The 22,835-nt window shown below is 39.3% G+C and carries 30 protein-coding genes; 10 read left to right on the forward strand and 20 right to left on the reverse strand.

The features are described from left to right. Positions 1 to 96: 96 nt before the first annotated feature. From M3206_RS03260 to M3206_RS03275, 4 genes are all read right to left on the reverse strand, one after another. The gene (locus M3206_RS03260) at positions 97 to 708 is read right to left on the reverse strand and encodes a flavin reductase family protein (RefSeq protein ID WP_251311077.1); all 612 of its coding nucleotides are present in this window, start codon (positions 706 to 708) and stop codon (positions 97 to 99) included. 9 nt (positions 709 to 717) lie between these two features. Next, the gene (locus M3206_RS03265) at positions 718 to 1,329 is read right to left on the reverse strand and encodes an alpha/beta hydrolase (protein WP_251311078.1); all 612 of its coding nucleotides are present in this window, start codon (positions 1,327 to 1,329) and stop codon (positions 718 to 720) included. Beyond that, positions 1,330 to 2,277, reverse strand: coding sequence for a ring-cleaving dioxygenase (locus M3206_RS03270; RefSeq protein ID WP_425590701.1), 948 nt, complete (start codon positions 2,275 to 2,277; stop codon positions 1,330 to 1,332). 269 nt (positions 2,278 to 2,546) lie between these two features. After that, a complete protein-coding gene (locus M3206_RS03275) occupies positions 2,547 to 3,383 on the reverse strand; it encodes an aldo/keto reductase (protein WP_251311079.1) in 837 nt (278 codons plus the stop codon). Positions 3,384 to 3,535: 152 nt separating this feature from the next. On the opposite strand from M3206_RS03275, the gene M3206_RS03280 reads away from it, so the two are divergent. Continuing rightward, positions 3,536 to 3,730, forward strand: coding sequence for a hypothetical protein (locus M3206_RS03280; RefSeq protein WP_251311080.1), 195 nt, complete (start codon positions 3,536 to 3,538; stop codon positions 3,728 to 3,730). On the opposite strand, the gene M3206_RS03285 is transcribed toward M3206_RS03280, so the two are convergent. Together M3206_RS03285 and M3206_RS03290 are read right to left on the reverse strand one after the other, a co-directional pair. After that, a complete protein-coding gene (locus M3206_RS03285) occupies positions 3,731 to 3,901 on the reverse strand; it encodes a Spo0E family sporulation regulatory protein-aspartic acid phosphatase (protein WP_251311081.1) in 171 nt (56 codons plus the stop codon). 237 nt (positions 3,902 to 4,138) lie between these two features. Then, positions 4,139 to 4,438, reverse strand: a complete 300-nt coding sequence (locus M3206_RS03290) for a hypothetical protein (RefSeq protein WP_251311082.1) — start codon at positions 4,436 to 4,438, stop codon at positions 4,139 to 4,141. 235 nt (positions 4,439 to 4,673) lie between these two features. On the opposite strand from M3206_RS03290, the gene M3206_RS03295 reads away from it, so the two are divergent. After that, positions 4,674 to 4,805, forward strand: a complete 132-nt coding sequence (locus M3206_RS03295) for a YjcZ family sporulation protein (protein WP_251311303.1) — start codon at positions 4,674 to 4,676, stop codon at positions 4,803 to 4,805. A 45-nt stretch (positions 4,806 to 4,850) separates the two neighbouring features. Here M3206_RS03295 and M3206_RS03300 read toward each other — a convergent pair whose 3' ends face one another. Further along, positions 4,851 to 5,441 (reverse strand): YitT family protein, encoded by a 591-nt coding sequence (locus M3206_RS03300; protein ID WP_251311083.1) that lies wholly within the window; start codon positions 5,439 to 5,441, stop codon positions 4,851 to 4,853. Positions 5,442 to 5,674: 233 nt separating this feature from the next. Between M3206_RS03300 and M3206_RS03305 the strand changes: the two genes are divergently transcribed. After that, positions 5,675 to 5,824 (forward strand): hypothetical protein, encoded by a 150-nt coding sequence (locus M3206_RS03305; protein WP_251311084.1) that lies wholly within the window; start codon positions 5,675 to 5,677, stop codon positions 5,822 to 5,824. Between the two features lie 65 nt (positions 5,825 to 5,889). Here the strand turns inward: M3206_RS03305 and M3206_RS03310 are convergent, their stop codons facing one another. Beyond that, entirely contained in the window at positions 5,890 to 6,141 is a 252-nt protein-coding gene (locus M3206_RS03310; protein WP_251311085.1) for an HPr family phosphocarrier protein, read from the reverse strand. Positions 6,142 to 6,334: 193 nt separating this feature from the next. On the opposite strand from M3206_RS03310, the gene M3206_RS03315 reads away from it, so the two are divergent. After that, positions 6,335 to 6,589: a hypothetical protein gene (locus M3206_RS03315; protein WP_251311086.1), complete on the forward strand. Its 255-nt coding sequence runs from the start codon at positions 6,335 to 6,337 to the stop codon at positions 6,587 to 6,589. Between the two features lie 57 nt (positions 6,590 to 6,646). Here the strand turns inward: M3206_RS03315 and M3206_RS03320 are convergent, their stop codons facing one another. Beyond that, entirely contained in the window at positions 6,647 to 6,985 is a 339-nt protein-coding gene (locus tag M3206_RS03320) for a VOC family protein (protein WP_251311087.1), read from the reverse strand. A 217-nt stretch (positions 6,986 to 7,202) separates the two neighbouring features. Beyond that, a complete protein-coding gene (locus tag M3206_RS03325; protein ID WP_251311088.1) occupies positions 7,203 to 7,490 on the reverse strand; it encodes a hypothetical protein in 288 nt (95 codons plus the stop codon). Positions 7,491 to 7,963: 473 nt separating this feature from the next. Between M3206_RS03325 and M3206_RS03330 the strand changes: the two genes are divergently transcribed. Then, positions 7,964 to 8,152, forward strand: coding sequence for a hypothetical protein (locus M3206_RS03330; protein WP_251311089.1), 189 nt, complete (start codon positions 7,964 to 7,966; stop codon positions 8,150 to 8,152). A gap of 192 nt (positions 8,153 to 8,344) precedes the next feature. Here M3206_RS03330 and M3206_RS03335 read toward each other — a convergent pair whose 3' ends face one another. Continuing rightward, positions 8,345 to 8,974, reverse strand: a complete 630-nt coding sequence (locus tag M3206_RS03335) for a hypothetical protein (protein ID WP_251311090.1) — start codon at positions 8,972 to 8,974, stop codon at positions 8,345 to 8,347. Positions 8,975 to 9,381: 407 nt separating this feature from the next. On the opposite strand from M3206_RS03335, the gene M3206_RS19160 reads away from it, so the two are divergent. Then, the gene (locus tag M3206_RS19160) at positions 9,382 to 9,465 is read left to right on the forward strand and encodes a putative holin-like toxin (protein WP_226536613.1); all 84 of its coding nucleotides are present in this window, start codon (positions 9,382 to 9,384) and stop codon (positions 9,463 to 9,465) included. 170 nt (positions 9,466 to 9,635) lie between these two features. On the opposite strand, the gene M3206_RS03340 is transcribed toward M3206_RS19160, so the two are convergent. Both M3206_RS03340 and M3206_RS03345 read right to left on the reverse strand, forming a co-directional pair. Then, complete coding sequence (locus tag M3206_RS03340) at positions 9,636 to 11,777, reverse strand: ATP-dependent Clp protease ATP-binding subunit (protein WP_251311091.1); 2,142 nt, start codon at positions 11,775 to 11,777, stop codon at positions 9,636 to 9,638. 326 nt (positions 11,778 to 12,103) lie between these two features. Then, the gene (locus M3206_RS03345) at positions 12,104 to 12,640 is read right to left on the reverse strand and encodes a BsuPI-related putative proteinase inhibitor (RefSeq protein ID WP_251311092.1); all 537 of its coding nucleotides are present in this window, start codon (positions 12,638 to 12,640) and stop codon (positions 12,104 to 12,106) included. 145 nt (positions 12,641 to 12,785) lie between these two features. On the opposite strand from M3206_RS03345, the gene M3206_RS03350 reads away from it, so the two are divergent. The 3 genes from M3206_RS03350 to M3206_RS03360 all read left to right on the forward strand — a co-directional run bounded on the left by M3206_RS03350 (position 12,786) and on the right by M3206_RS03360 (position 14,740). Beyond that, a complete protein-coding gene (locus M3206_RS03350) occupies positions 12,786 to 14,129 on the forward strand; it encodes an FAD-binding oxidoreductase (protein WP_251311304.1) in 1,344 nt (447 codons plus the stop codon). A gap of 63 nt (positions 14,130 to 14,192) precedes the next feature. After that, on the forward strand, positions 14,193 to 14,513 hold the full coding sequence (locus M3206_RS03355; protein ID WP_251311093.1) for a YbjQ family protein: 321 nt from the start codon (positions 14,193 to 14,195) through the stop codon (positions 14,511 to 14,513). Beyond that, positions 14,510 to 14,740, forward strand: a complete 231-nt coding sequence (locus M3206_RS03360; protein ID WP_251311094.1) for a hypothetical protein — start codon at positions 14,510 to 14,512, stop codon at positions 14,738 to 14,740. The genes M3206_RS03355 and M3206_RS03360 overlap by 4 nt, the downstream gene beginning before the upstream one ends. A 132-nt stretch (positions 14,741 to 14,872) precedes the next feature. Here the strand turns inward: M3206_RS03360 and M3206_RS03365 are convergent, their stop codons facing one another. The 7 genes from M3206_RS03365 to M3206_RS03395 form a co-directional block, all read right to left on the reverse strand. Continuing rightward, positions 14,873 to 16,561: a methyl-accepting chemotaxis protein gene (locus M3206_RS03365; RefSeq protein WP_251311095.1), complete on the reverse strand. Its 1,689-nt coding sequence runs from the start codon at positions 16,559 to 16,561 to the stop codon at positions 14,873 to 14,875. Positions 16,562 to 16,596: 35 nt separating this feature from the next. Beyond that, entirely contained in the window at positions 16,597 to 17,037 is a 441-nt protein-coding gene (locus tag M3206_RS03370; RefSeq protein ID WP_251311096.1) for a chemotaxis protein CheW, read from the reverse strand. Positions 17,038 to 17,172: 135 nt separating this feature from the next. Then, on the reverse strand, positions 17,173 to 17,634 hold the full coding sequence (locus M3206_RS03375; protein WP_251311097.1) for a helix-turn-helix transcriptional regulator: 462 nt from the start codon (positions 17,632 to 17,634) through the stop codon (positions 17,173 to 17,175). Positions 17,635 to 17,706: 72 nt separating this feature from the next. Beyond that, positions 17,707 to 17,955, reverse strand: coding sequence for a hypothetical protein (locus tag M3206_RS03380; protein ID WP_251311098.1), 249 nt, complete (start codon positions 17,953 to 17,955; stop codon positions 17,707 to 17,709). A 54-nt stretch (positions 17,956 to 18,009) separates the two neighbouring features. Further along, positions 18,010 to 19,854: a PAS domain-containing sensor histidine kinase gene (locus M3206_RS03385; protein ID WP_251311099.1), complete on the reverse strand. Its 1,845-nt coding sequence runs from the start codon at positions 19,852 to 19,854 to the stop codon at positions 18,010 to 18,012. Positions 19,855 to 20,139: 285 nt separating this feature from the next. Further along, positions 20,140 to 20,418, reverse strand: a complete 279-nt coding sequence (locus tag M3206_RS03390) for an HU family DNA-binding protein (protein WP_251311100.1) — start codon at positions 20,416 to 20,418, stop codon at positions 20,140 to 20,142. A 138-nt stretch (positions 20,419 to 20,556) separates the two neighbouring features. After that, positions 20,557 to 21,327 carry an SDR family NAD(P)-dependent oxidoreductase gene (locus M3206_RS03395; protein WP_251311101.1) on the reverse strand — a complete coding sequence of 257 codons (771 nt, stop codon included), beginning with the start codon at positions 21,325 to 21,327 and terminating at the stop codon, positions 20,557 to 20,559. Positions 21,328 to 21,599: 272 nt separating this feature from the next. On the opposite strand from M3206_RS03395, the gene M3206_RS03400 reads away from it, so the two are divergent. After that, positions 21,600 to 22,757: an MFS transporter gene (locus M3206_RS03400; RefSeq protein ID WP_251311102.1), complete on the forward strand. Its 1,158-nt coding sequence runs from the start codon at positions 21,600 to 21,602 to the stop codon at positions 22,755 to 22,757. The last annotated feature ends 78 nt before the right edge of the window (positions 22,758 to 22,835 follow it).

The following is a 22,835-nucleotide window of genomic DNA, read 5'->3' on the forward strand; positions in this document are numbered from 1 at the left end:
TATATATCTAAGGACATATTAACTGCTTACAAAACCTGACTTGTCGATTTTTGACAAAAAAAACTCCCCCTTTAAAAGGAGAGAGACTTCTGTTTATTATTCTGGCCGTTCTAGGGATAATGTTTCTCCAAGCTTTACATAATTAGTTCCTGCAAGTCTTCCAACAGGACGCAGTTTCTCAGCATCAATTCTACCACTGCTATATAAGTCTTCTGCAATATGATAGTGGACTACTTTTCCGATTAGTAGGTCGGTAGCCGGCTGGTCGGGTGTGCCGCCAAGGGGTAAAATTTGTTCAACCACACATTCCATTCGAATTTTTGCTTCTGCTAGACCTGGAACCTTTATTTTAACGGAATCCACGGGGGTTAATTTTGCTAGATCCACTTCACTTTCATCAGGACTCAAATTCGCAGCAGTGAGGTTTACCGCTTCTATATACGATTCATCTGGAATATGAACCACAAACTCTCCTAATGCCTCTGCGTTTCGAGATGTATCTTTTTGAATGCCATTCTTTCTGCCAATAGAAATTGCGATCAGAGGCGGATTAGAAGTAAGGGCATTAAAATAACTGAATGGCGCAGCATTTAGAACACCATCAGTTGATAGAGTAGTTACAAAAGCAATTGGCCGAGGAATGATACTCCCTGTCAAAAATTTATAGTTCTCTTTGATTGAAAGATCGTTAGGATCGATAGATTTCATTCTGCCACCTCATTCATTAAAATTTTTGTTGAACCATTCTGCTGCAGCTTCTACTTCTGCTCGAGTGAGCTGATGGCCCATGTTCTCCCATTTAACTTCTACCTGTGCACCAGCTTTCGATAGCAATTTCTCAAGTTCTTCTGTTTCTGCTGCCGGACAGATTGGATCATTCATACCTGCTCCTATAAATACAGGAAGTTGTTTAAGATCAGGCAGTTCTACCCCTCTTCTTGGGACCATTGGATGATGAAGGATAGCACCTTTTATTGCATTTTCATAATGAAAGATTAGACTTCCTGCTATATTAGCACCGTTAGAATATCCGACTGCAACCACATTGTTTCTATCAAACTGATAGTTCGTTGCAGATTCATCAATAAAATCGTTAAGTTCTTTTGTACGGAAGATTAGATCTTCTTCGTCAAAGACACCTTCTGCTAATCGACGAAAGAACCGAGGCATACCATTTTCTGAAACATTTCCCCTAACACTCAAAACGTCAGAATCCGGGGAAACCATATTTGCCAGAGGTAATAAATCCTCCTCATTTCCTCCAGTACCATGCAATAAGAGAAGTACCGGTTTTCTTTCATCCGTACCTTTTTTAAACAAATGTTTCATTTATTTGTCCTCCTCTAAAATTCTCGCTTCAATAGGCTGCAGCTGTCTTTCCAGTTGATCCCGATGCGGTTCAAGCCAGGGCGGCAGAAGCAAGTTTTTTCCCAGTTCCTCTTCTGTCTCATCTCGGGTAAATCCAGGTGGATCGGTTGCGATCTCAAAAAGGATGTGACCTTCTTCCCTAAAATAGATAGCATTAAAATATTGACGGTCGATAATCTCCGTTACTTGAAAAGCATGTTCTTTTACGTGGTTTTGCCACATTTCATGCTCTTCAAAACTGCTTGCTCGCCATGCAATATGGTGAACGGTTCCTACCCCGCTCACCCCTCTAGGTTCTGGTGATAATTTTATATCCATTACATCCCCAAGATCACCTCTAGCTTTGAAGCGCAGATAATCTCCATCTTGTCCGATCTTTTCAAGACCCATGACTTCTGTTAATACTCTTTCTGTCTTATGACGCGCCGCAGATAATAATACAGCACCACCAAATCCCTTGATGGCATGTTCCGTGTTTATATTACCAAACGCAAATGTGCTGTCCTCCCCTGCACTTCTCGCAACAATTTCGAGCTGCAGACCATGAGGATCGGTGAATGCAAGGTATTCTTCTTGAAAACGAACTGTTTTCTTATATTCGATTTGAAAATGAAGCAGTCTTTCTTCCCAAAATGGAAGAGCTCCTTCAGGTACAACAAAGGATGTTGTACCTACCTGTCCGCTGCCAATTCTGCCGCGGTAGGCATCTGGCCAAGGAAAGAAGGTCATAATGGTTCCAGGCTTTCCGCCTTCATCACCGAAATAAAGGTGATACGTTCCAGGATCATCAAAGTTCACCGTTTTTTTGACTAACCTAAGTCCTAGAATACCCGCATAAAAATCTATATTTTCTTGAGGATTTCCCACAATTGCTGTTATATGATGAATTCCATCTGTATGCATGTCCAAACTAATAACATCCCTTCAATAATTATACTTATTTTTTGTAAGTTAAGTATATGTAAGATAACTTACTTTTGTCAAGTAACTATATTTTATCTCGATATAAACGTTTATTTTATAAGCGTCATTTATATTCAATAAACCCTTCTACTTAGCTTTACCCTTATTGGGAAAGCAAAAACAGACAGGTTCAAGGATATCAAAAAGTCCACGTGAATGTATTTTCCACGTGGACAAAAAGAGTGTTTTTGTATTTGTTTGGGGTCAGACCCCATTTAGAAGTCGAAATTATCAGGGTCTGGGCCGATGCGGCGGTCTTCATTTAATGCATCGATTTTTGCCATATCTTCAAGGGACAACTCAAAGTCAAAGATATCTGCATTTTCAATGATGCGATGTTTTTTTACTGATTTCGGAATCGTGACAACGCCGTTTTGAAGATCCCAGCGAAGGATGATCTGTGCCACTGATTTACCGTATTTCTCAGCAAGCTCCACAAGTGTCGGCTCATCCAGCAATTCACCTTGCATAAGCGGACTCCATGCTTCCATTTGGATGTTATTGTCTTTACAGAACAGAAGAAGTTCTTTTTGTGCAAGACGCGGATGGTATTCGACCTGGTTCACCATTGGCTTGATCTCACAATCAGCCAGGATGTCTTCTAAGTGATGTACCTTGAAATTAGATACACCAATCGCCTTTACTTTTCCGTCTTTATATAACTTTTCTAATGCACGCCATGTTTCTTTGTATTTTCCTTTTACCGGCCAATGAACGAGATAAAGATCTAGATATTCAAGGCCGAGCTTTTCCATGCTTGTCTCAAAAGCAGCAAGGGTACTCTCATAACCTTGATCCTTGTTCCACACTTTTGTTGTAATAAACAGTTCTTCTCGTGGAACTCCAGCTTCTTTGATGGCTTGTCCAACGCCCTCTTCGTTTTTGTAGATCGCTGCTGTATCAATACTCTTATAGCCAGCTTCGATTGCCCACTTTACAGAATTAATAACTTCCTGCCCTTCTTCTACTTTAAATACTCCAAGGCCAAACCAAGGCATCTTTACTCCATTTTGCAAGACGGTAGTATCCTGCAACGTTTTAATCGCTGTCATCTGTTTCATTGCCTCCATTTCTACTATTTTTTTACTTATAAAATGATATTGTCATATTCTGCTGTAGAAAGGAAACATTTCGACTTTTAGAAGGGATTTGCATCCTCATATGGAAGTAGTATCCAACTAAATATATAAAATGGGGTGTTATCGTGAAGGACAACGTGATTCCATTTAAATCAAAATCTGAATCATTAAAAGTGAATCCCGAACAAGAAATTACCCTTATTCAGGAGATTAGAGAATTGTTATCGGAATTTCACTGTAATTATCCTTTAGTAACAAAAAAGGCCATTTTACTTCGTATCGATCAATTAACAGATGAACTCATCTTCAATAAAAGGTGATTAAAGAGAGACTTGCCTTTGGACTAAATTTAATAGAACATCTAATTCCTGACTGCATTTTACGGTTTCTTTGCTGGTAAGGCCCTTGTGGTCTGCAACTTCAATCAGCTTTTCTTTTTTTTCTTTTATGCATTCCAGTAGAAGAGAGTTATTCCATTCATTTTTCTCCACGAAAATCGGCTCCTCTTTTGTCATTTTAATACTTCTCGCTTATTATGACGGCTTTTTGCTGACTTGAAAATACTTTCCACAAAAGAAGAAGTAATGTTACAAATCCGGACAATTTTTTACACGGCTAATCGTCATAATGACTTATTTTTTCCTACAGATTATGCAGGAATCAGCCGAATTCTTCTATATTTTTACAAATTTAAAAGCATGAAAAAGGACGGGTATCCCCCCGTCCTTTTATTGCTTGCGGTCATTATAATAGTTTACAGAGTACATGGCTCCTTCTTCTACCATCTTATTATCATCGACATCCATCGGGTCTGGGTGACCAGCTTTATTGATTGGCAGCTGTGTCTGTTCAATATGGTCCGGACGCACTCTTCGTTTTAAGTCTTTTATTTTCATTTTTGTTTTTATACGATTTGGTTTAAAAGAGAGCCAAACTAATGCACCTGTACCAAGTCCGATTAAAGCCCATGATTGAGTTTTCAATAATCTGCTCGTTTTTTTCATTTGTGTTTGGGTTGCAGTTTGCATATATAACGCCTCCTTGAAAGTAAGTTACCCCATTTCACGGAAGACGTAACATATTTTTTTGTCCAAAATATTACAACGCCTAATTCCTAAAAATATAAACTTTTGTCCATACACGCTTATCACCTATCACATATACTGTATCGAAGTCGAAGTACAAATCGTAAGGAGGAGTTTTAGAATGTATGCAAATTCACCGGTAAATGCTTCACTAAATGCTTCATTAGCAAACGCACCAATGTATGGTGGCGGATATGGTTATTGTGGTGGCGGAGGTTATGGCAAGAGTTTTGCGATCATAGTAGTTCTATTCATCCTTCTCATAATTGTTGGTACGACATGGGCGCACAAAGGCAAAGATTGTTGCTAATTGTTCGCTTAAAAAGGGGTCCGGTTTTTATACCGGACCCCTTTTTTACATATATTGCTTCGCTTTTTTATGGAATTGTGCCGTTCTCACGTAATCAATAATCTTTGTACTTATCCACTGGCACATGACAGCAAACAAAATAATAGAGGCCCCAACCGTTAAAGCAGTGAAGATCAATACAGTGCTGTTCATCCAAAATAATAATAGACCCGGCTTTTTTCCCGTCCACTTCGAAATAATCAGCGCCAGAATATCCATTCCCCCTGATGAAGCACCATAACGGAATAGAATTCCTACTCCTAATCCAAAAATTAGAGCACCGTAAATCACATCAACAAACATATTATTGATAGGATGGTGGATCAAAGACCCCAGCCAATCAACCGTTATGGAAGTAACAGCCACACAATAGATCGTCCATAATGCCGTTTGTTTTCCTAGTTTCTTTACTGCTAAAAGCAGTAAGCCAAAGTTAATAATCCAAAGTGTCAGGCCAAGAGGAACCTGAAAAAAATAATTGTTTAAGATCGCGATTCCAGCTACTCCACCTGAAGGAACAGCATGTGGAAATAAAAATAAAGCCATTGCAAGACCTTGTAAAAAAGCTCCGCAAGAAAACAAAACTACTTTAAACAAACATGATCCCTTCTTTTCCTTTTTGCGTCATTTCAATTATCCATTTTAGACGCTTGAGATCATATTGCAAGGGATTAATCTAAAGTTTCTGAATTTGCTTAATCATTTAATTAACATAATCCGGCATCTTAATGAATAGATTTATTATAATTTCTCCTTTTAGAGGAATAGGGCCCTGTTCATCTCTTTGCAGAAATAACCTATTACCAGGCAGCAGAAAGGTGGACCATATTTTGAGTCATCACAATTCAAGTGATATTAAAGCTATTGAACAAAAAGCAAAAGAAGAACATAAGGATGCAGATCAAGCACGTTCCGCCGTGAAAGAAGTCCTTTTGCAAAAACTAGTCCAAACAAGTAGAGGTGGCAAAGATAAAAAATAATGAAGGCTGGCTCGGAAGGACGCTTCCAACAGAGCCAGCCTTTGACTATTTAAATGCTGTGTTAGTTAATTTAACCCTTTCGTCCCTAAACTTCTCAGCTCATCTACAGCCGTACGGCAATCTTCTCCTTGTGCAGAAACACAGCAAATACCTTGCATCCCATTTAATAGACTCATACTCAGCTGACTTTTTGCGTTAATTCGAAGTTTATTGCATTCGAGATAGATCTGGCAGCGTTCAAATTCATTTGCTTTTGTCACCATCTCTTGAATCCATGCAGGATTAATTTTTTCTTGAATCATAAAATATGTTTTCATTCTCCCATTCCCTCTTTTCAATCTGTCTCTTTTTTTACTGTACAAAAGCCATGTGAATTCTGTTTAAACACTTTGTAAAATATTGATGGCTTATCGTTTAATCTTTATGAGAGAAGAGAAAAATAATGAATGAAAAAACCACGATATTATTGCAACATTATGTGTAGACCGATTATGTAAGGAGCGTTTTACAATGGCTTATTATATAGCATGTGATTATGACGAACCTGACTGTCATACATATAGGGGTATCGTGATTATTGATACTTTGACGAATGAAGTGGCACACCGCTTCTACTCCGGTAATTTCAATCATGATTATCAGGAATATCGAAGTTGGCTCGAAGATGTAGAGCCTTATTATTATGAAGGAGAAAGTTTATTGAATTATGCAGGGGATCTGCATGATCCTGCTTTACATGATGAGCTTAATTCTCATCTATATTAAACTTTCTTCAAAAAAAAACACGCCAGAGATAAGATACAACCTGGCGTGTTTTTCCTATTAATCTTTATTCGTAAAATCAATGATCCGAATCGGGTTGCCAGCTTCATCTTTATAGATGGCATACCTTCCTGGAGGAATGCTGCAAGGCGGTTTAATAAAATGGAGTCTCGTTTCGTTTTCATCATAGAATTGATCAACACTGTCCACTTCAAATACCCCACCTGGTCCAAGTTCAAGCTCATCTTCTTCAATCATTAACTGAACTTCACAGTCTGGCATAGCCAACCCCATGACTTGATCGCCTTCCCGCCAAGCTTCTGTCATACCGAGGCCCTCATAGTACCTTTGTGATTCCTGTAGATCTTTTACCGGATGAAACAAAAATGCAAGCTTCATTCCCAAACCCCCTCGTATAAATTCTTTAAGGTGTGTTAAATTTTATTCGCATCCATTTTGTGTATACGTAACTTTCCATCTATCCTGTTTATTTTCCTGCATCCTGCTTAAAAAACGATAAGAAATCCGTATCGTAAATATCTCAGGATGAACACCTTTTGCGAGATTCTAAAATAAAAAAAGAGCTGCCAAATGAAGGACAGCTCCTTTTCACCTATTAATAATATGGGTAAGGCGGATACGGCGGATACACAGGGTAGACCGGAAAAGGGCGTGGTGCCAATGCTAATCCTGCGATTGTTCCAAGTGCTAAACCGACCAGTGCAGGAGCAAAGAAAACTCGGTCACTTCCCTGATCCTGTGGGTTTGTACTATACGGAAGAATGTAGGCCTTTTTCTCATCTACATGCTTTAGGACACCGTGATACCTTGTTCCGCAATGGCAGTCGATATAGACCGATCTGCCAAGATAACGGCGGCATAGGTGGTAAATTTGGTATGACAACGGGTAAACCTCCCAGCTTGTTTTTGCCTTTCTCTACACCATATGTCCAACCCTATATTTTGACAGAGACAAGTGTCCTATTAGGCTTAATTTTATTGAGACGGTTGTAATACAAGAAGTCTATTTTTATCCTCTTTTTTCGTTTAAATTTTGTAATATGGTATTTTCCCGATGCCCAATCTTTTACTTTGATCGCTGTACCAAGGGCTTAATACATGCCCAGATTGTCCTATGAACAAAGTTATAAAAATACAATTCACGAACAAGCTGCGATACTTTTCGCCTGATTTTTCAATAAACAGACAGAATTTTCAGAAATATGTCGAATGAATCAATAAGTGGATTTTTATGTAAAAACTTCTTAGAGATGTTTTGAACGCGAGAAGATCACATCCTATCGAAATAGGAGTCCTTCAAGTAAATAGAGCCCCTTTCGTAAACGTAAAAAAATGTAAAAAAAAGGAGAGATTTATATGGCTAAACTTCTCGTAGATTTTGAACTCAGCCATGGCCAGGAAAAAGTTACTCAAGGTAACATTGTTATTGTGGATATCAACCCTGGAAAATCTAATCTCCATGATCAAGTCAGGAATCTAATTGCTGAACAATTCAACTGTTCTGCGGGTATCATCGCTATTAAAGAAATTAAGATGAACACATAGAGGAGTTCGGAGTTTTTTACAAAAAAAAGAGGTGCTTTTATTAAAAGCACCTCTCTATGTATAGGGGACTTTATTATCTCACCTAAACATAGCGATTAAAAGTTCCATAAGTCATATAACGGTCGACCTAGATCCATCCCTTTTAACGGTAATTTGTTTGATTGACGGCTGCCGTATATAACTTTTGGCATGTTAAAAATGTGAGCAAATAATACGTTCGATCTCCTCTTCCTTCATTTTCCCTGAAATACCTGGCGTTTCAGCAAAATAGTTTACAGCCTCTTCACAAGTCAAACCAATCTGACTAAGTCCCTTCGCGATTGTTGTTAGATAAGTAGCGGGAGGGGGATTGAGGTCTTGCTCATGCATATCCAGATTACAAGTAAACGTGACCATCGGATAGCCTTCCTCCTCCCCAAGATAGACCATCCTGCTGTACCACCCAGAACCAAAATGAATGTATCCCTTTTTGATGACTTCCTCTAGATCTGCTTCGATCTCATCACAGCTGTTTTCTTGTGCTGTCACATCCATGAATTGTTCAACGGTGACCAAATATTTTCTTCCATATGTTTTGTATTTCTCATTTTTTTCGTGACCGATAAAGGCTACTCCGCCTTCGCCCCACTTTGTTCGTTCTCTTGCAAAGTAAAGAGGGAACGGCAAGACCGCTTTCCCGTTTTTTAAAGGCATGGCCGGATTCCGGCAGCCTCTTTCTTTTTGCGTAGAACCTTCAGGCTGATCGCCAAGGATGTAACATAAAAAACGATGCTCCATTAAATTTGATCCATAACTTACGTACCATACATAAGACGTATCCAACCTTTTTCCTCCTCAAAAATTATCCTAAAATACCTGTCATGAAGTCCCCATTTTTTTATACATTGAAGTAAATAAGGGGGACTGAAAAATGACTAGAAAATGTTTAATGATTTTACTTGGTGTGTTCATTTTCCTTCTGACTCTGTTTTTAGCTGTTCCTGCTTTATAAATGAAATTGTATTAATTATAGGTATTTTTACCCGTTTATGATAGAAAGTAAAATAACCTACCAAAAACGCATATAATAATATTAGTAAAATAAACCTATTGACCTAAATCGAATCATTAGAAATAGTTATTAAGATTCTTGTACTAACCTTGAATTCGGGATAAAATGGAAAACATACAATACTTTTCCTTCTCTAATCTTGTAAGAGACTTCGCCATTATAAAAAGGAGGGATTGGGATGACGGTATTTGAAGCTATGTCACTCATGATTGGTTTTTCAATGCTTGTTCTTACCATTATCCGCTCCAAAGACAACTCCTAAGAATAGAGAGACATTTTTTCCTTCAGATTATGCCATGCTGGCGCATGGCTTATTTTTTCGAGATATCCCATATATGTATTAGAATTACCTTATATTTTAATTGTAAAACAAAAACCTTGCTGGAGATATCCTCTAGCAAGGTTTTTTGTTTTAGGCTGGTTTCAGCTGATTTACGCTTTTTTCACGACGATCTGTCCATCAACTACATTCACTGCAAGCTTTTTAACGTTTTCTTCATCAAGAAGGACATCTGCAATCTTGTCTTCGATGTGCTCTTGAATGATACGGCGGAGCGGTCTAGCACCAAATGACGGGTGGTATCCTAACTTCGCCAGTTTGTGTTTAGCTGCAGTCGTTACGGAAAGTTTAATATTTTGTTCCTGAAGCTGATCAGACAGTTCTTTAAGCATCAAATCAACAATTTTTACAAGGTGTTCTTCTTTTAAAGATTGGAACTGAACAATGCTGTCAAAACGGTTCAGGAACTCTGGCTTGAAATATCCGCCTAAAGAATCCAGGATGTTTGTTTCTTTTTCCACTTGTTCAGCATTAAAACCTAGCTTCTTTGTTTGTTTAACAGATGAACCAGCATTACTTGTCATAATGATTACAGTATCTTTAAAGCTTACCGTACGTCCTTGGCTGTCTGTTAATCTTCCATCCTCCATAATTTGAAGGAACATATGCTGTACATCAGGGTGAGCCTTCTCGATCTCATCTAATAATAGAATGCTATATGGTTTGCGGCGCACCTGTTCTGTTAACTGACCAGCTTCTTCATGTCCTACATATCCTGGAGGTGAACCGATCAATTTAGAGACGGCATGTTTCTCCATATATTCACTCATATCTAAGCGAATCATGCTGTCTTCATCTCCGAAGAGTTCTTTCGCCAATGTTTTCGTTAGTTCTGTTTTACCAACACCAGTCGGTCCAACAAACAGGAACGATCCGATTGGGCGTTTCTTCGCTTTTAGACCTGCACGACTTCTGCGAATTGCTTTGGCTACTTTTTCAACCGCTTCGTCTTGTCCGATGACCTGGGCTGAGAGTCTTGAAGCCAATTCTTTCATTTTTGATTGTTCATCATGCTGCAGCTTACGAACCGGAATTCCGGTTTTTTGTTCCACGATATTTTGAATATCTTCAACATGAACGATGGCAGCTTTTTTATCTTCTTCCTGGGTTTTTAATTTTCCTTCGAGCATTAATTCTTCCTGGCGCAATTTCGCAGCTAGTTCGTAGTTCTCATCTGCCGCTGCTTGTTCTTTTTCTTTTACAATCTCTTCTAAACGCTTTTCAATGGAAGATTTTTCGATTGTAATGTGCTGAAGATTGCTCTTTGAACCCGCTTCATCCATTAAGTCGATCGCTTTATCAGGTAAGAATCTATCTTGAATATAACGGTGTGAAAGCTGCACACACGCTCTTAAGGCATCTTCTGTAAATTTAACTTGATGATAATCTTCGTATCGAGATGCAAGACCTTTTAAGATCTCCATCGCCTCATCTACTGTAGGCTCGTTGACGATGACTGGTTGGAATCGTCGTTCTAGTGCAGCATCTTTCTCAATCTGGCGATACTCTTTAAGGGTCGTTGCACCAACCATTTGAAGTTCACCGCGAGCTAATGCTGGTTTTAAGATATTACCGGCATCCATTGACCCTTCTGCTGATCCAGCTCCTACGATCTGATGGACTTCATCCACAAAGAGGATGACATTCTTTCGCTTTTGAAGTTCCGCGATCAGCTGCTTCATTCGCTCTTCAAACTGACCTCTTACTCCCGTATCAGCTACTAATGAAGCGACATCTAATAGGTAAACTTCTTTATTGAGCAGCTTTCCGGGTACATCTCCTTCTACAATCTTTGATGCTAGTCCCTCTGCGATGGCTGTCTTACCAACACCTGGCTCACCAATTAGTACCGGATTGTTTTTCGTACGTCTGTTTAAGATCTCAATCACACGGCGTACTTCTTTTTCACGGCCGATTACAGGATCAATAATTCCCGCTTTAGCAGCGTCCGTTAAATTACGGCCGAATTTATCTAAAAAGCCTCCGCCATGTTTTCCTTTCTGAGTACGTTGTTGCTGATGATTTTTATGATCAGTAAATGCCTGACCACTCATCATCTGTTGAAAGATATCATCGAAAGAAGAAAAGTTCATGCTCATTCCTCCCCCACTATTCATTTCTTGTTTTACTTTATGGTAACAATCTGAGCAAAGTACAAATTGCTTCTTCTCTTTATTCATGGAAATACTCATTTGGATTGTAGCAGGATTAACTTCACATTGTTCACAACGCATACTTGTAACCCCCTCAAATTATTTTATTTCACTCCTAATAAAAAGCTTGTTTGTTGATGAAAGTTTGACTTTGACTTTCTTTGACCTTTCATCTTTACTCATATTATACTTTGACCTTTTTTGACTTTCAAGTATTTTGTTTTATCCAATTTTAAAAGAAATGGAGAAGTTAATTTCCGCTCTAGATACTCGCTTTCCGGGGGACGTGTGGTGAACCTCCAGGGTCTCGCATCTTGCGCTCCAATCAACTTGGCGAGGATGACCTTAACAAAAAAACGTTCAAGAAAACAAAAAGAGATGAGCTTATAACTCATCTCTTCCCTAATTTACTGCCAATTAAAAGTAATTTTTTGACGGTAGTCTTCTGTTTCGCCTTTTGGGGTCAGCCAGACCTCTAATTCATAAGTGCCAGGCTCTAAATCTTTGACTAAAATGTCCTGTTTAAACGTGTCTCCCTGTTTAATCTTTATAGAGGATAATACCTGCATGAACATATGATTTTTTGAATACTGATATACGACTTTTCCATTCTTGTCTTTGATCACATAATCAAACTTCTGGCTTGTTGGAAATTGAAAGACCTTTTCTTTTTCTGTTTGGTTCTTTAATACAAAACGAAATAGTAATCCTTTTTCATTCTGCTGCTCAAGCACTTTTATTGAAGGCTCAATGCTTCCTGCAACGATTCCATTCTGGCCTTCTTCAGGGCGAACTTTCTTTTGATCTTGTTTTCCATCACCCATCACCGGTTCTTCTCTCCCCTCAGATTGGTTTGGACTGTCAGCCTTTCCGCAGCCCGTTACGGCAATTGATAGACCTATTGCTAAAAGTATAACACTCCACAGATTTTTACGTTTTGACACGATCATCACCTCACCGTTAGTTTGGGCATAAATAATGATTTTCATGTTTAAACAGGATTTTTGATGATGTTTATGTAAAATAGAACTATAACAACAAAAGGAGCGTGTTTTCTTGAATATAGCTCAAGCAGATCTTTTACTTGAAATGAAAAAAAGGACGTCTGAAAAACGGGCAACTCAAAATGAAACCATTCTTAGACAGCATAGCTGTGACGAATCTTATCACACACCGGTACTGCCTGATGTAGTTGTATACCCTTGTTCGGTAGAAGAAATTTCTTCTATTATTTCATTCGCAAATGAACACAAAATTCCTGTCGTGCCTTTTGGCGCAGGTTCTAGTTTAGAAGGTCACTGCATTCCTGTTCGAGGAGGAATCTCTCTTAATTTTCAAGAGATGAACCAGATCTTAGAGATTCGCCCTGAGGACTTTTTAGTAAAAGTGCAGCCCGGCGTGACACGGACTCAATTAAACCTCGCTTTAAAAAAGTATGGTTTGTTCTTTCCTTTATACCCAGGTGCTGATGCAACAATCGGCGGTATGGCAGCAACTAATGCCAGTGGAACAACCAGTGTGAAATATGGCATCATGCGTGACCAAGTTCGAAACCTTCAAGTCGTTTTAGCCGATGGAAAGATTATTCAAACCGGTGGCCTCGCAGCGAAATCTTCAGCCGGTTATCACCTTACGAGCATGTTTGTTGGTTCAGAAGGAACGCTCGGAGTTTTTTCCGAAATTACATTAAAAGTTTACGGCATACCTGAGTCTGTCTTAGCTGCACGCTGTACGTTCCCTTCTGTCCAGTCTGCTGTTGAGGCGGCATCGGGTGTTCTCGGCTCAGGTACCGGGGTTGCCCGTATCGAGCTAGTTGATGAACGTTCAATCGTACAAGTCAACCAGAATAGCGATACTTCCTATACCGAAGCACCGACTCTCTTTCTAGAGTTCCACGGTAATCCGGCAAGCGTGACATATGAGGCTTCTCTTACAAAAGAGCTCCTCGAAAGCTTCGGTGGCGTTGAATGGGTAGAAGAGCGTGATTCGAAAGCCCGTGCAAAACTATGGGAAGCTCGCCATCACTTAGCTTATGCCTTTAAACATGGGTACCCGGGGAATTCTATGATGTTCACGGATGTCTGTCTTCCTTTATCTGAATTGTCAGGGGCCATCGTTCACGCAAGAGAAACGATGGATGCGATTGGAGTTCCCGGGGCTGTTTTGGGGCATGTGGGTGACGGAAACTTCCATGCCATCCTGATGTATGACCCTTCACAACCTAGTGAACGTGTAAAAGCAGATCAGGTTAATGCTTCTATCGTTGATTATGCACTGAATAAAGGTGGTACCTGTACAGGGGAACACGGAATTGGTATCGGTAAAGCGAAATATCTGGCAAAAGAACATGCGGATACCTTGCCGATCATGTCAGGAATAAAAAAACAACTAGACCCTAATGGCATTTTAAACCCGGATAAAATCATATTATAGATAAAGAAACTTTAAAGTCAGGTTTATCGTATAAAGAAGTATCAATTTGAGGGGGATAAAAAGATGATTGTTGTTACGACAGAAAACATTAAAGGCTATGAAATCAAAGAAGTGAAAGGGACAGCATTCGGTATTGTTGTTCGTGCACGAGGGATCGGCGGAGATATCATGGCTGGGCTTCGTGGAATTTTAGGCGGTGAAATCAAAGAGTATACAACGATGCTAGAAGATGCTCGTAAACAGGCAGTCGACCGCATGGTGAAAAATGCTTCTGAAATGGGTGCTAACGCCATTATTATGATGCGCTATGACTCTGGTGAAATGGGCAGCAACATGAGTGAGATCGTCGCTTATGGAACTGCTGTTATTGCTGAAAAACAATGAGTTGGATAAGCCTCTTGATCGGTTGGCAAGTGTTCTCTTTTCTCGTTTTGATTGGACTTGTGATTTTATCCTGGCTTTATTTCGATAAACGCTATAAAAAAAGCGAGACCAAAGTTCCCTCAGGCTATATTTGGACCGAAGAAGTATCCATTGACCCCTCAACAGGTAAAAAAGAACGAGTCTACTATAACCCAGATACTGGGGATCGGTTTTATAAACAAGAATAACGAAAAAAGATGCTGGCCGTTAGGTAAATTAACTTCTAATGGAGCCAGCATTTTTTTGTTTAATGACAAATAACCTCGACTGCTCGTTTAAAGAAAAAACCGCCCACCAGGCCCGTCTTCTATTAAAATTTTTTAAACTTTAAATTTATTTATCGTTTCGTTCATTTCTTCAGCTAGCTCTGAAAGTGCATGGGATGAAGATGAAATCTCTTCCATGCTTGCCAACTGTTCTTCTGCAGATGCCGAAACTTCTTGTGTGGAGGATGCTGCTGTTTCAGCCATCGATGAAATGACATCGATGGCTCCTGCCACATGTTCTGTGCTCGCAGACATTTGCTGAGTTGCCGCAGATACTTCACCAACCTGGTTCGACACTTCCGCAACACTTTCATATAGGCTTTTAAATGCTTCCCCTGAACGGTACACAAGCTCTCGCCCGCCTGTCACTTCTTCCGTTCCATATTCCATCGCTTCTACAGCCTTCTCTGTTAATTCTTGGATCGCTGTAATAAGCTGTCCGATCTGCTTAGCGGATGCTGAAGATTGTTCTGCAAGTTTTCTTACTTCATCAGCAACTACGGCAAACCCTCTTCCTTGCTCCCCAGCACGCGCGGCTTCGATCGCCGCATTTAATGCAAGCAAGTTCGTCTGACCCGAAATGTCTGTGATTACATCTACGATCTTTGTAATTTCCTGCGATTGTTCTCCTAAGTCTTTTACGACCTGAGAGGTGTTGGTAATTGAGGAATGAATCGCATCTATCTGGCCAATTGTTTCCTTGATCGTTTCATTCCCGCCTTCAGCAACAGAAAGCGATCTTGAAGAGGACTCAGACATGTTCTGCATGCTCACTGCTATTTGCTGGATTCCAGCAGATAGTTGGTTCATCGCTTCAACGATATCTTCAACGGTTCTTACTTGTTCTTGTGAACCCCCAGCAACTTGCTGGATAGTGCCTGCAATTTGTTCAGTGGCAATGCTCGTCTGCTCGGCGCTTGCTGTTAACTGTTCTGAAGATGCTGCGACTTGTTCAGATGTAATTCGTACTTGCCGGATCAAGCTTGCAAGGTTCATACCCATATGATTGATTCCGTCTGCAAGGATACCCATTTCATCTTTATTTTTTATTTTGATCGGATCCATCGTAAGGTCACCATCTGCTATTTCATTGAGCATATCTGCCATTCTTCTCACAGGACGTGAAATATTTCTTGAAATAAAATAGCCGATTACCAGTGCAGCGATTACGATTACAATTCCTAAAACAGTAATAAGAGTTACGACAAACTTTTCTTTCGATTTAACTGTAATCTCGCCTTCATCCATAAGGTTTGCTTGTCTTTTAGCCAATTCAGCAGTTACATCCCGCATTTGCCTTCCTAGTGGAAACAGAGAACTTTTTGCATATTCATTGGCCGCTTCCATGTTGCTTATCGAATTCTGCAGCACTCTTCCGGATTCTGTACGATAATCGTTATTTAGGTAATAGATTTTTTCAAGCCTGTCCTTATCGGCTTTAGCCTTAACCAACTTCATCGTTTCATTCACGAGCGCGTCTATTCGCTCGGTAGATTCTAAGAGTTTGGCTTTACTTTCAGATGACTGCTCTAATAAAAACTCGCGCACACTATTGTTTTGAATCGTGGCGTTGAGCTCAATCTCCTTTGCATTTTGTTGAATCACAGCTCTTCTGTCTAAAAGCTCGCTATAGGTACCCTGCATGTTTTTTAAAAAGTAAAAGAAAATACCACATGTCCCAGCAAACAATACAGCAACAAGTAAAAAGGATCCGATCAATTTTTTTCTCAACGTAAATTTCATATGTCACCTCTTCTTAAATATGATTCATGAAGAATCTAAACACTACTATTTGTATAGATTACGGGGCAGTTTAAAATGACAATCAGACGATCCTTATGTTTAGCAACTCCTTGAATGAGAGAATCTTCTTTGTGTGCAAAATTTCCTGGAGTTTGAACCAAAGTGGGGTCAATATCGATGACATCTGTTGCAGCTTCAGTTAAGAGACCTAAAAAGATATCGTCATTTTGTAGAACAACAATCCTCGAAGAATCGGTTTGTAAAGAATTTTGGTTTCCGATCAGTTGTCCGAAGTCAATAATCGGGATCACGTTGTCTCTTAGGTGAATAACTCCTGTAACGTCCTGTGGCATTTCGGGCATTGGGGTAATCTCCGTAACACGTTCTATGGAAGCAACATAATGAATCGGCAGGCCAAACTCTTCCTCTTTGTTTGAAATCAAAACTATTTTCAACGTTTGCGTGCTAAGTGACATCTCACTTGCTCCTTTTTTAGGTATTTCGGCTTAAAGTCTCATACTTCTTATCGGTTTGGAGGAGAATTTATTTTAGTTCTTTCATCTTAAAATGGAAAAACCGCCCAGAGGAACCTGGACGGTCTTAAATTTCGTTTATTGTGAGTTATCACTATTACTTTCCTTCAAACGTTCACGAGCTTCCTTTTCATCAAATGAACTATATATTCTATGGTTATTAACGTCGAGAATACGATAATGCTGACTGATGACATTTTGCTGCAGCGTGTATCCTTTATAGGATTGTATTTCCTTCCACCAGACATGGCCACCCCACGTTTTTTCTTTTGGCGGCGCTACATATTTATGTACGACAACTTCCATCACATCCAATGGATCACCGCCAAGCGTGTTGTTTAAAATTTCAGAGTTACGAAAAAGAGCACATAAAGCGACTATTACTGTCCAGCTAGCTTTAATTCTTTCTTTTTCAATCTGAACCAAAGTTTTCTTAGAGATTCCTAATATGTCGGCCATTTTATCTTGCGTATATCCAAGTTCTGTTCGAACCAGTTTAATTTTTCCTGTTAACAGGTCTACAATTTCATCCTGTGTCATCCATCGTTCTCCTTTTATCCTTTTAGGAACATTTTACACAAAAAAACTCCTTTCAACAAAACAGAAAGGAGTCTAGCTATACGTATAGGGTTCCCAATGGGCTAAATCGTAAATCCCAGCATTAATTCGTCCACTCTCACTCTTGAGGACGGATAGAAGCTCTTCAGGCAGTTGCTCTTGATGTTGACCTAAATCGATATGATCATTAGGTGATGGAACAAGAACGGTAAACAATTTCTTATCTTCCATGTTCATCCCGTGAACATGAACATAATTCAAATCTTTTATCCGATAGACAAAAAAGATACGATATTTTCCCACAGCCTTCACACTCCTCTAGTAACAGTGTGGTCGGCTTTTCTATGGAATAAACCTCTAATTTATTTCGACAGGAGCGGTGGGAAGTTCAATTTCAACACGAGTTCCCTGACCTTCTACAGAAGAAAAGTCAATGGCTCCTCCGTGTTCTTCAATAATTTTAAAACACACCATTAACCCTAGTCCTGTTCCCTTTTCTTTTGTCGTATAAAAAGGTTCTCCCAATGTCTTTAAGCGGTCTGCAGGGATCCCACATCCTTGATCGTTCACCTCGATGGTAACTCTGTCTTCCTTTGTCCCAATCCTAATATGAATTTCTCCATCTGAATCCATACTTTCAATCGCATTCTTCAACAGGTTGATAAGCAACTGCTTCAATTGGTTCTCAACACCATAAACAGGAGGGATATCATCAGCTATATTCACCCAGATTTGAATATTTCGCATGATCGCCTGTGTTTCTAACAATCTTACAACACTATAGATCAAATCTCTTATATTTGTATGTTCGAAACTTACAGCCTGAGGTTTGGCAACGAGCATTAACTCTCCGACAATATCATTAATCCGGTTAAGTTCAGATTCCATAATTCTTAAATACTCTTGGCGGATTACATCGTCGGCATCAGCCAAAAGCTTGGTAAACCCTTTTAATGAAGTAAGGGGGTTTCGGATTTCATGGGCAACACCTGCAGCCAATTCTCCTAATACGGACAGCTTTTCTGATTTGAGCATCAGTTCTTCTGTCTGCTTAGCTTTTGTAACGTCTCTTGCAAATGTAACCAAACTTTCCACATGCCCTTCTTTGGTCATGACCGGAACCCCACTTGCTTCTAAAAGAATCCAACCACTGTTTTTATGACGCAGTCTGAATTCCGTCTGAAAAGGGATTTTCTTAACGAGTGTCTTCATGAAAAGGTCAGACAAGCCATCCACATCATCAGGATGAACATAATCAAGAATCTCTCCCTTAATTTCTCCTTCCTCATAACCTAAAACCGTAAAATGTGATGGAGATACATATTGAATCATTCCTGCAGGGTCAATAACAGCAATTAAATCCGTCGAATGTTCTGCGATCAAACGATATTTCGCCTCACTTTCCCGTAGAGCCCGCTCTACTTTTTTCTGTGAAGTAATATCACGGTAGACGATAACAAAACCCATTATTTTTCCTTCCATATCACAAATGTTAGAGAAAGAAGCGGACACATCAAATACTGTTCCGTCTTTATGAATTCGACGCGTTTCATGTAGAGGAACAGACTGACCCTGCTTTAATAGCTTAATAATCTCCAAGGATTCATCTTGCAAATGAGTTGGCGTAATAACGGGAGTGGGACCATTCCCTTCAGAAAAGTCTTCCTCTTTCCAGCCAAACATTTGTTCAAACGCATCGTTGACTTTTATGACTTCCTGCCTTGTATTTAAGATAAGAATGGCATCGGTAGTCCCCTTTAGAACGGATTCTAGAAGATCTAAAGCAACACTTAGTTCTTCTTCTTTCTGCTTATGGGGAGTAATATCCCTTCCTGTTACGACAAGCATCTGCGGTTTTCCGTCTTTTGTAAAAGTTGGCTGTTTGATCAGTTCAAGCATAACAACCCTGCCGTTGTTCAATTTTATCTTTTCAGCAGTTTTAGTAGGTTTCTTTGTTTCCCAAGCTTTCTGATCAGATTGATTGCATCTTTCGACCACTTCACTCGAAAGTCTGGTCTCCATTTCCTCCAGACTTTTCCCCTTATAGTCATTATCGTATATTCCATAAATATTTAACGCGAACTGGTTTGCTTCTGCCCAAGTTCCATCAGGATATTTTATACATACAAATTCAGGCAGGACATCAATCATTTCTTTAAAAGTAGCAACAGCAAGAAGGTCGTCCTGGCTTGTTATATTCATTTATAATCCACCCTTTTACTAAAACTTCGTACTGTTTATTATTAAATAAAAGGGGTTGTATTCCTCTAATTTTTTTGATAATTCGCACGTCAAATTACTCTTTTTTTCGTCTAATTCTGACAAAGAAAATGGGACAACGACATATTTTTATTTTATTTTTTTCCTAAACTTGCGCGGCATTCTTCACCTTCTTACACCGTGGATCAGTTTATTGTCGACAATTTTTTACATACAAAAAAAAAGACGCTTTCCCATCGAAAGCGTCTTTTTGCAGTACTATAAATATTAAACAGCTTTTACAGCTTCTTTTAGCGTTTTTCCTGGCTTGAATGCCGGAACATTGCTTGCCTGGATCATGATTTCTTCACCAGTCAACGGGTTACGTCCTTTTCTTGCATTTCGGTTGCGTGTTTCAAAGGTTCCAAAACCAATCAGCTGTACGCTCTCACCGTTTTTTAAAGCATCTGTAATCGCATTTAATACTGCGTCAACCGCAAGTGCTGACTCCTTCTTGTTCATACTCGTCGCATTGCGTACTGCATCTACTAAATCCATTTTTTTCATTATAGTTATCTCCCTTCAAACATTAAAGATTATTACTTATGTAGCTCCATTATTAACGGATAACGAAGATTTCATACAGGAAGATACAAAATTCCGAAAATATTTATATAGATTTATATAGCTTAGTAATTCTTGATTCTAAAAACCTTGAATCGTCATACCACCATCTACAAATAATGTCTGGCCGTTCACATAGTTCGCCGCATCACTTGCCAAGAATACAGCCGGTCCTACAAGGTCTGGTAGTTCTCCTACTCGTTTTTGCGGTGTTACAGCTAAAATATCATTCAAGTAATCTTTATCTGCCAGCAACTTTTCTGTTAAAGGTGTTTTGAAATACCACGGACCGATGCTATTGACATTTATTCCGTACTGCCCCCACTCAAGTGCCAGGTTTTTAGTCATCTGTATAATTGCCGCCTTCGTGGATGCATAGAGCACACCTGTACGCAGTGCCACATGACCAGCAACGGAAGAAATCGTGATAATTTTCCCTCCGCCGTTCTCTTTCATTCTTTTGCCTGCCTTTTGTGCAAACTTAAAAGCTGAACGAAGATTTGTGTTCATGATCGTATCCCACTCCTGATCTGTGACATCAAGAGCTTTCGATCGGATATTCATCCCCGCATTGTTGACGAGAATATCAATCTTAATATTGTCCGTATCTAGTTTTTCAAAGATTGCTTCGATATCGTTTTTGTTTGTCACATCCGCTTCAAACCTATATGCTCTCGTTCCCACTTGCTCAATCTGTTTTGCGGTTTCCTCTAAATCCGATTGCGTCCTTGATACAATCACAACATCAGCACCGGCTTCCGCATAGCCGATAGCGATTGCGCGGCCAATCCCTCTTCCCGCCCCTGTTACAAGGGCTGTTTTTCCTTTTAAAGAGAATGAAGGTAAGTACATGTTTGCTGCCTCCTGGTCTTTTAAGAGAGTTCGATGTAATCTTTCGTATTTTTATGTCGTTGATGATAGTTTAGCAAAAAAAAAGATTATTCACAGAAAATTTGTGCACTAAGAAAACACGTTATCTGCACGCTGTAATAAAAGAAATGGGCCTTTTCTTTATGAATGGCGTTGATACGAGGTATTTAACTACAGGGGAGACTTACTTAAAGTCCTTTATATAACCCTAGAGAATATACATGTAAAAATAATTGTGAAGAAGGTGTTTAGAGTTGCAAGGAAGGATAAGTTTAAGCGTTGGCTGGATAACTTTATTTCTAATGGGTACCGATTTATTTGTGGTGTCGCCATTGTTACCTTTCATTTCGGAAACTTATAAGGTTAGTCCAGCGACCACTGGATGGATGGTAACTATTTTTGCAATTACATATGCTTTTTCGGCTCCTTTCTTTGGGTGGCTTTCAGATAAAAAGGGACGGAGAACATTTATTACCTTTGGTTTATTACTGTTCACTATTTCTAATGCACTAACTGCCTGTGCTCCTTCATTCTCCTGGCTAATTGCTAGCCGCATTTTAGTTGGTTTGTCCGTTGCTTCAATCACCCCTTTGATATACGCAATCATTGGAGATATTGCGCCACAAAAACGAAGAGGAACTTGGCTGTCGATTGTTGTTTCAGGACACTTAACTGCTCTTTGGGCAGGAGCGCCATTTGGTACTTTATTAGAATATTTATTTGGTTGGCGATCAGTTTTTGTTGTAATGGCTATCCTTGGAGCAATTTTAACGGTAGTTAATTTCAAAACATGGGATTCCATTCCTAAAAGTGATATAACTAGAAAGCTATTTGAAGGAAACCTATTAAGAATACTTGGTTCAGTGAGTGTTACTGCCATTTGGGCGATTTCCATGTACACTCTTTATGTTTATTTAGGTGCAGCTCTTTATTCCGAAAATGCATTCTCATCTTCAGAAATCGCATTAGCCGTTACGTTTTATGGAGTCGGTGCTATTTTAGGAAGTATTACAAGTGGACAATTAACAGACAAATACGGAGAATGGAAGGTTTCAAAGGCTACATTAATTTTTTTGATTGTAATCCTCATTTGTTTAGGGATCTTTTTCTCATATGGCGATTGGGTTTATTTCTTTCTTTTACTATGGGCATTGGTTGGATATGCAGGATTCACATCGTACCAAGCACGATTAGCGGTAGAATATCCAAAAGAACGAGGAATTGTAATGGCATGGAATAATACTGCTTTATACATGGGTATCACTGTTGGATCAATGATTGGAGGTTATGTCATATCTCATTGGGGATATTTTCAACTGCCATATATTTGTAGCTTTGCAGCTATAGCTAGCTTTTTACTTAGTACCCAACAAGTAAAAGAGGTAAAAAAAGAGCCAGATTTTCCAGCTTGACTTCAGAAAGTTTATTAGATTCCTATCAGGTCCTTTAATTGAATAATGCTATATGAAAAAGACCAGACAAAATCATCT

The organism is Fictibacillus phosphorivorans, assembly GCF_023715845.1.
Lineage (GTDB): Bacteria > Bacillota > Bacilli > Bacillales > Fictibacillaceae > Fictibacillus > Fictibacillus phosphorivorans_D.

Bases quoted from the DNA above. Each gene is read 5' to 3' on its own strand.
- M3206_RS03260 (WP_251311077.1), bottom strand. From the start codon at position 708: ATGAAATCTATCGATCCTAACGATCTTTCAATCAAAGAGAACTATAAA.
- M3206_RS03265 (WP_251311078.1), bottom strand. From the start codon at position 1,329: ATGAAACATTTGTTTAAAAAAGGTACGGATGAAAGAAAACCGGTACTT.
- M3206_RS03275 (WP_251311079.1), bottom strand. From the start codon at position 3,383: ATGACAGCGATTAAAACGTTGCAGGATACTACCGTCTTGCAAAATGGA.
- M3206_RS03290 (WP_251311082.1), bottom strand. From the start codon at position 4,438: ATGCAAACTGCAACCCAAACACAAATGAAAAAAACGAGCAGATTATTG.
- M3206_RS03295 (WP_251311303.1), top strand. From the start codon at position 4,674: ATGTATGGTGGCGGATATGGTTATTGTGGTGGCGGAGGTTATGGCAAG.
- M3206_RS03310 (WP_251311085.1), bottom strand. From the start codon at position 6,141: ATGAAAACATATTTTATGATTCAAGAAAAAATTAATCCTGCATGGATT.
- M3206_RS03315 (WP_251311086.1), top strand. From the start codon at position 6,335: ATGGCTTATTATATAGCATGTGATTATGACGAACCTGACTGTCATACA.
- M3206_RS03320 (WP_251311087.1), bottom strand. From the start codon at position 6,985: ATGAAGCTTGCATTTTTGTTTCATCCGGTAAAAGATCTACAGGAATCA.
- M3206_RS03330 (WP_251311089.1), top strand. From the start codon at position 7,964: ATGGCTAAACTTCTCGTAGATTTTGAACTCAGCCATGGCCAGGAAAAA.
- M3206_RS19160 (WP_226536613.1), top strand. From the start codon at position 9,382: ATGACGGTATTTGAAGCTATGTCACTCATGATTGGTTTTTCAATGCTT.
- M3206_RS03340 (WP_251311091.1), bottom strand. From the start codon at position 11,777: ATGCGTTGTGAACAATGTGAAGTTAATCCTGCTACAATCCAAATGAGT.
- M3206_RS03350 (WP_251311304.1), top strand. From the start codon at position 12,786: ATGAAAAAAAGGACGTCTGAAAAACGGGCAACTCAAAATGAAACCATT.
- M3206_RS03355 (WP_251311093.1), top strand. From the start codon at position 14,193: ATGATTGTTGTTACGACAGAAAACATTAAAGGCTATGAAATCAAAGAA.
- M3206_RS03360 (WP_251311094.1), top strand. From the start codon at position 14,510: ATGAGTTGGATAAGCCTCTTGATCGGTTGGCAAGTGTTCTCTTTTCTC.
- M3206_RS03365 (WP_251311095.1), bottom strand. From the start codon at position 16,561: ATGAAATTTACGTTGAGAAAAAAATTGATCGGATCCTTTTTACTTGTT.
- M3206_RS03370 (WP_251311096.1), bottom strand. From the start codon at position 17,037: ATGTCACTTAGCACGCAAACGTTGAAAATAGTTTTGATTTCAAACAAA.
- M3206_RS03375 (WP_251311097.1), bottom strand. From the start codon at position 17,634: ATGACACAGGATGAAATTGTAGACCTGTTAACAGGAAAAATTAAACTG.
- M3206_RS03385 (WP_251311099.1), bottom strand. From the start codon at position 19,854: ATGAATATAACAAGCCAGGACGACCTTCTTGCTGTTGCTACTTTTAAA.
- M3206_RS03390 (WP_251311100.1), bottom strand. From the start codon at position 20,418: ATGAAAAAAATGGATTTAGTAGATGCAGTACGCAATGCGACGAGTATG.
- M3206_RS03395 (WP_251311101.1), bottom strand. From the start codon at position 21,327: ATGTACTTACCTTCATTCTCTTTAAAAGGAAAAACAGCCCTTGTAACA.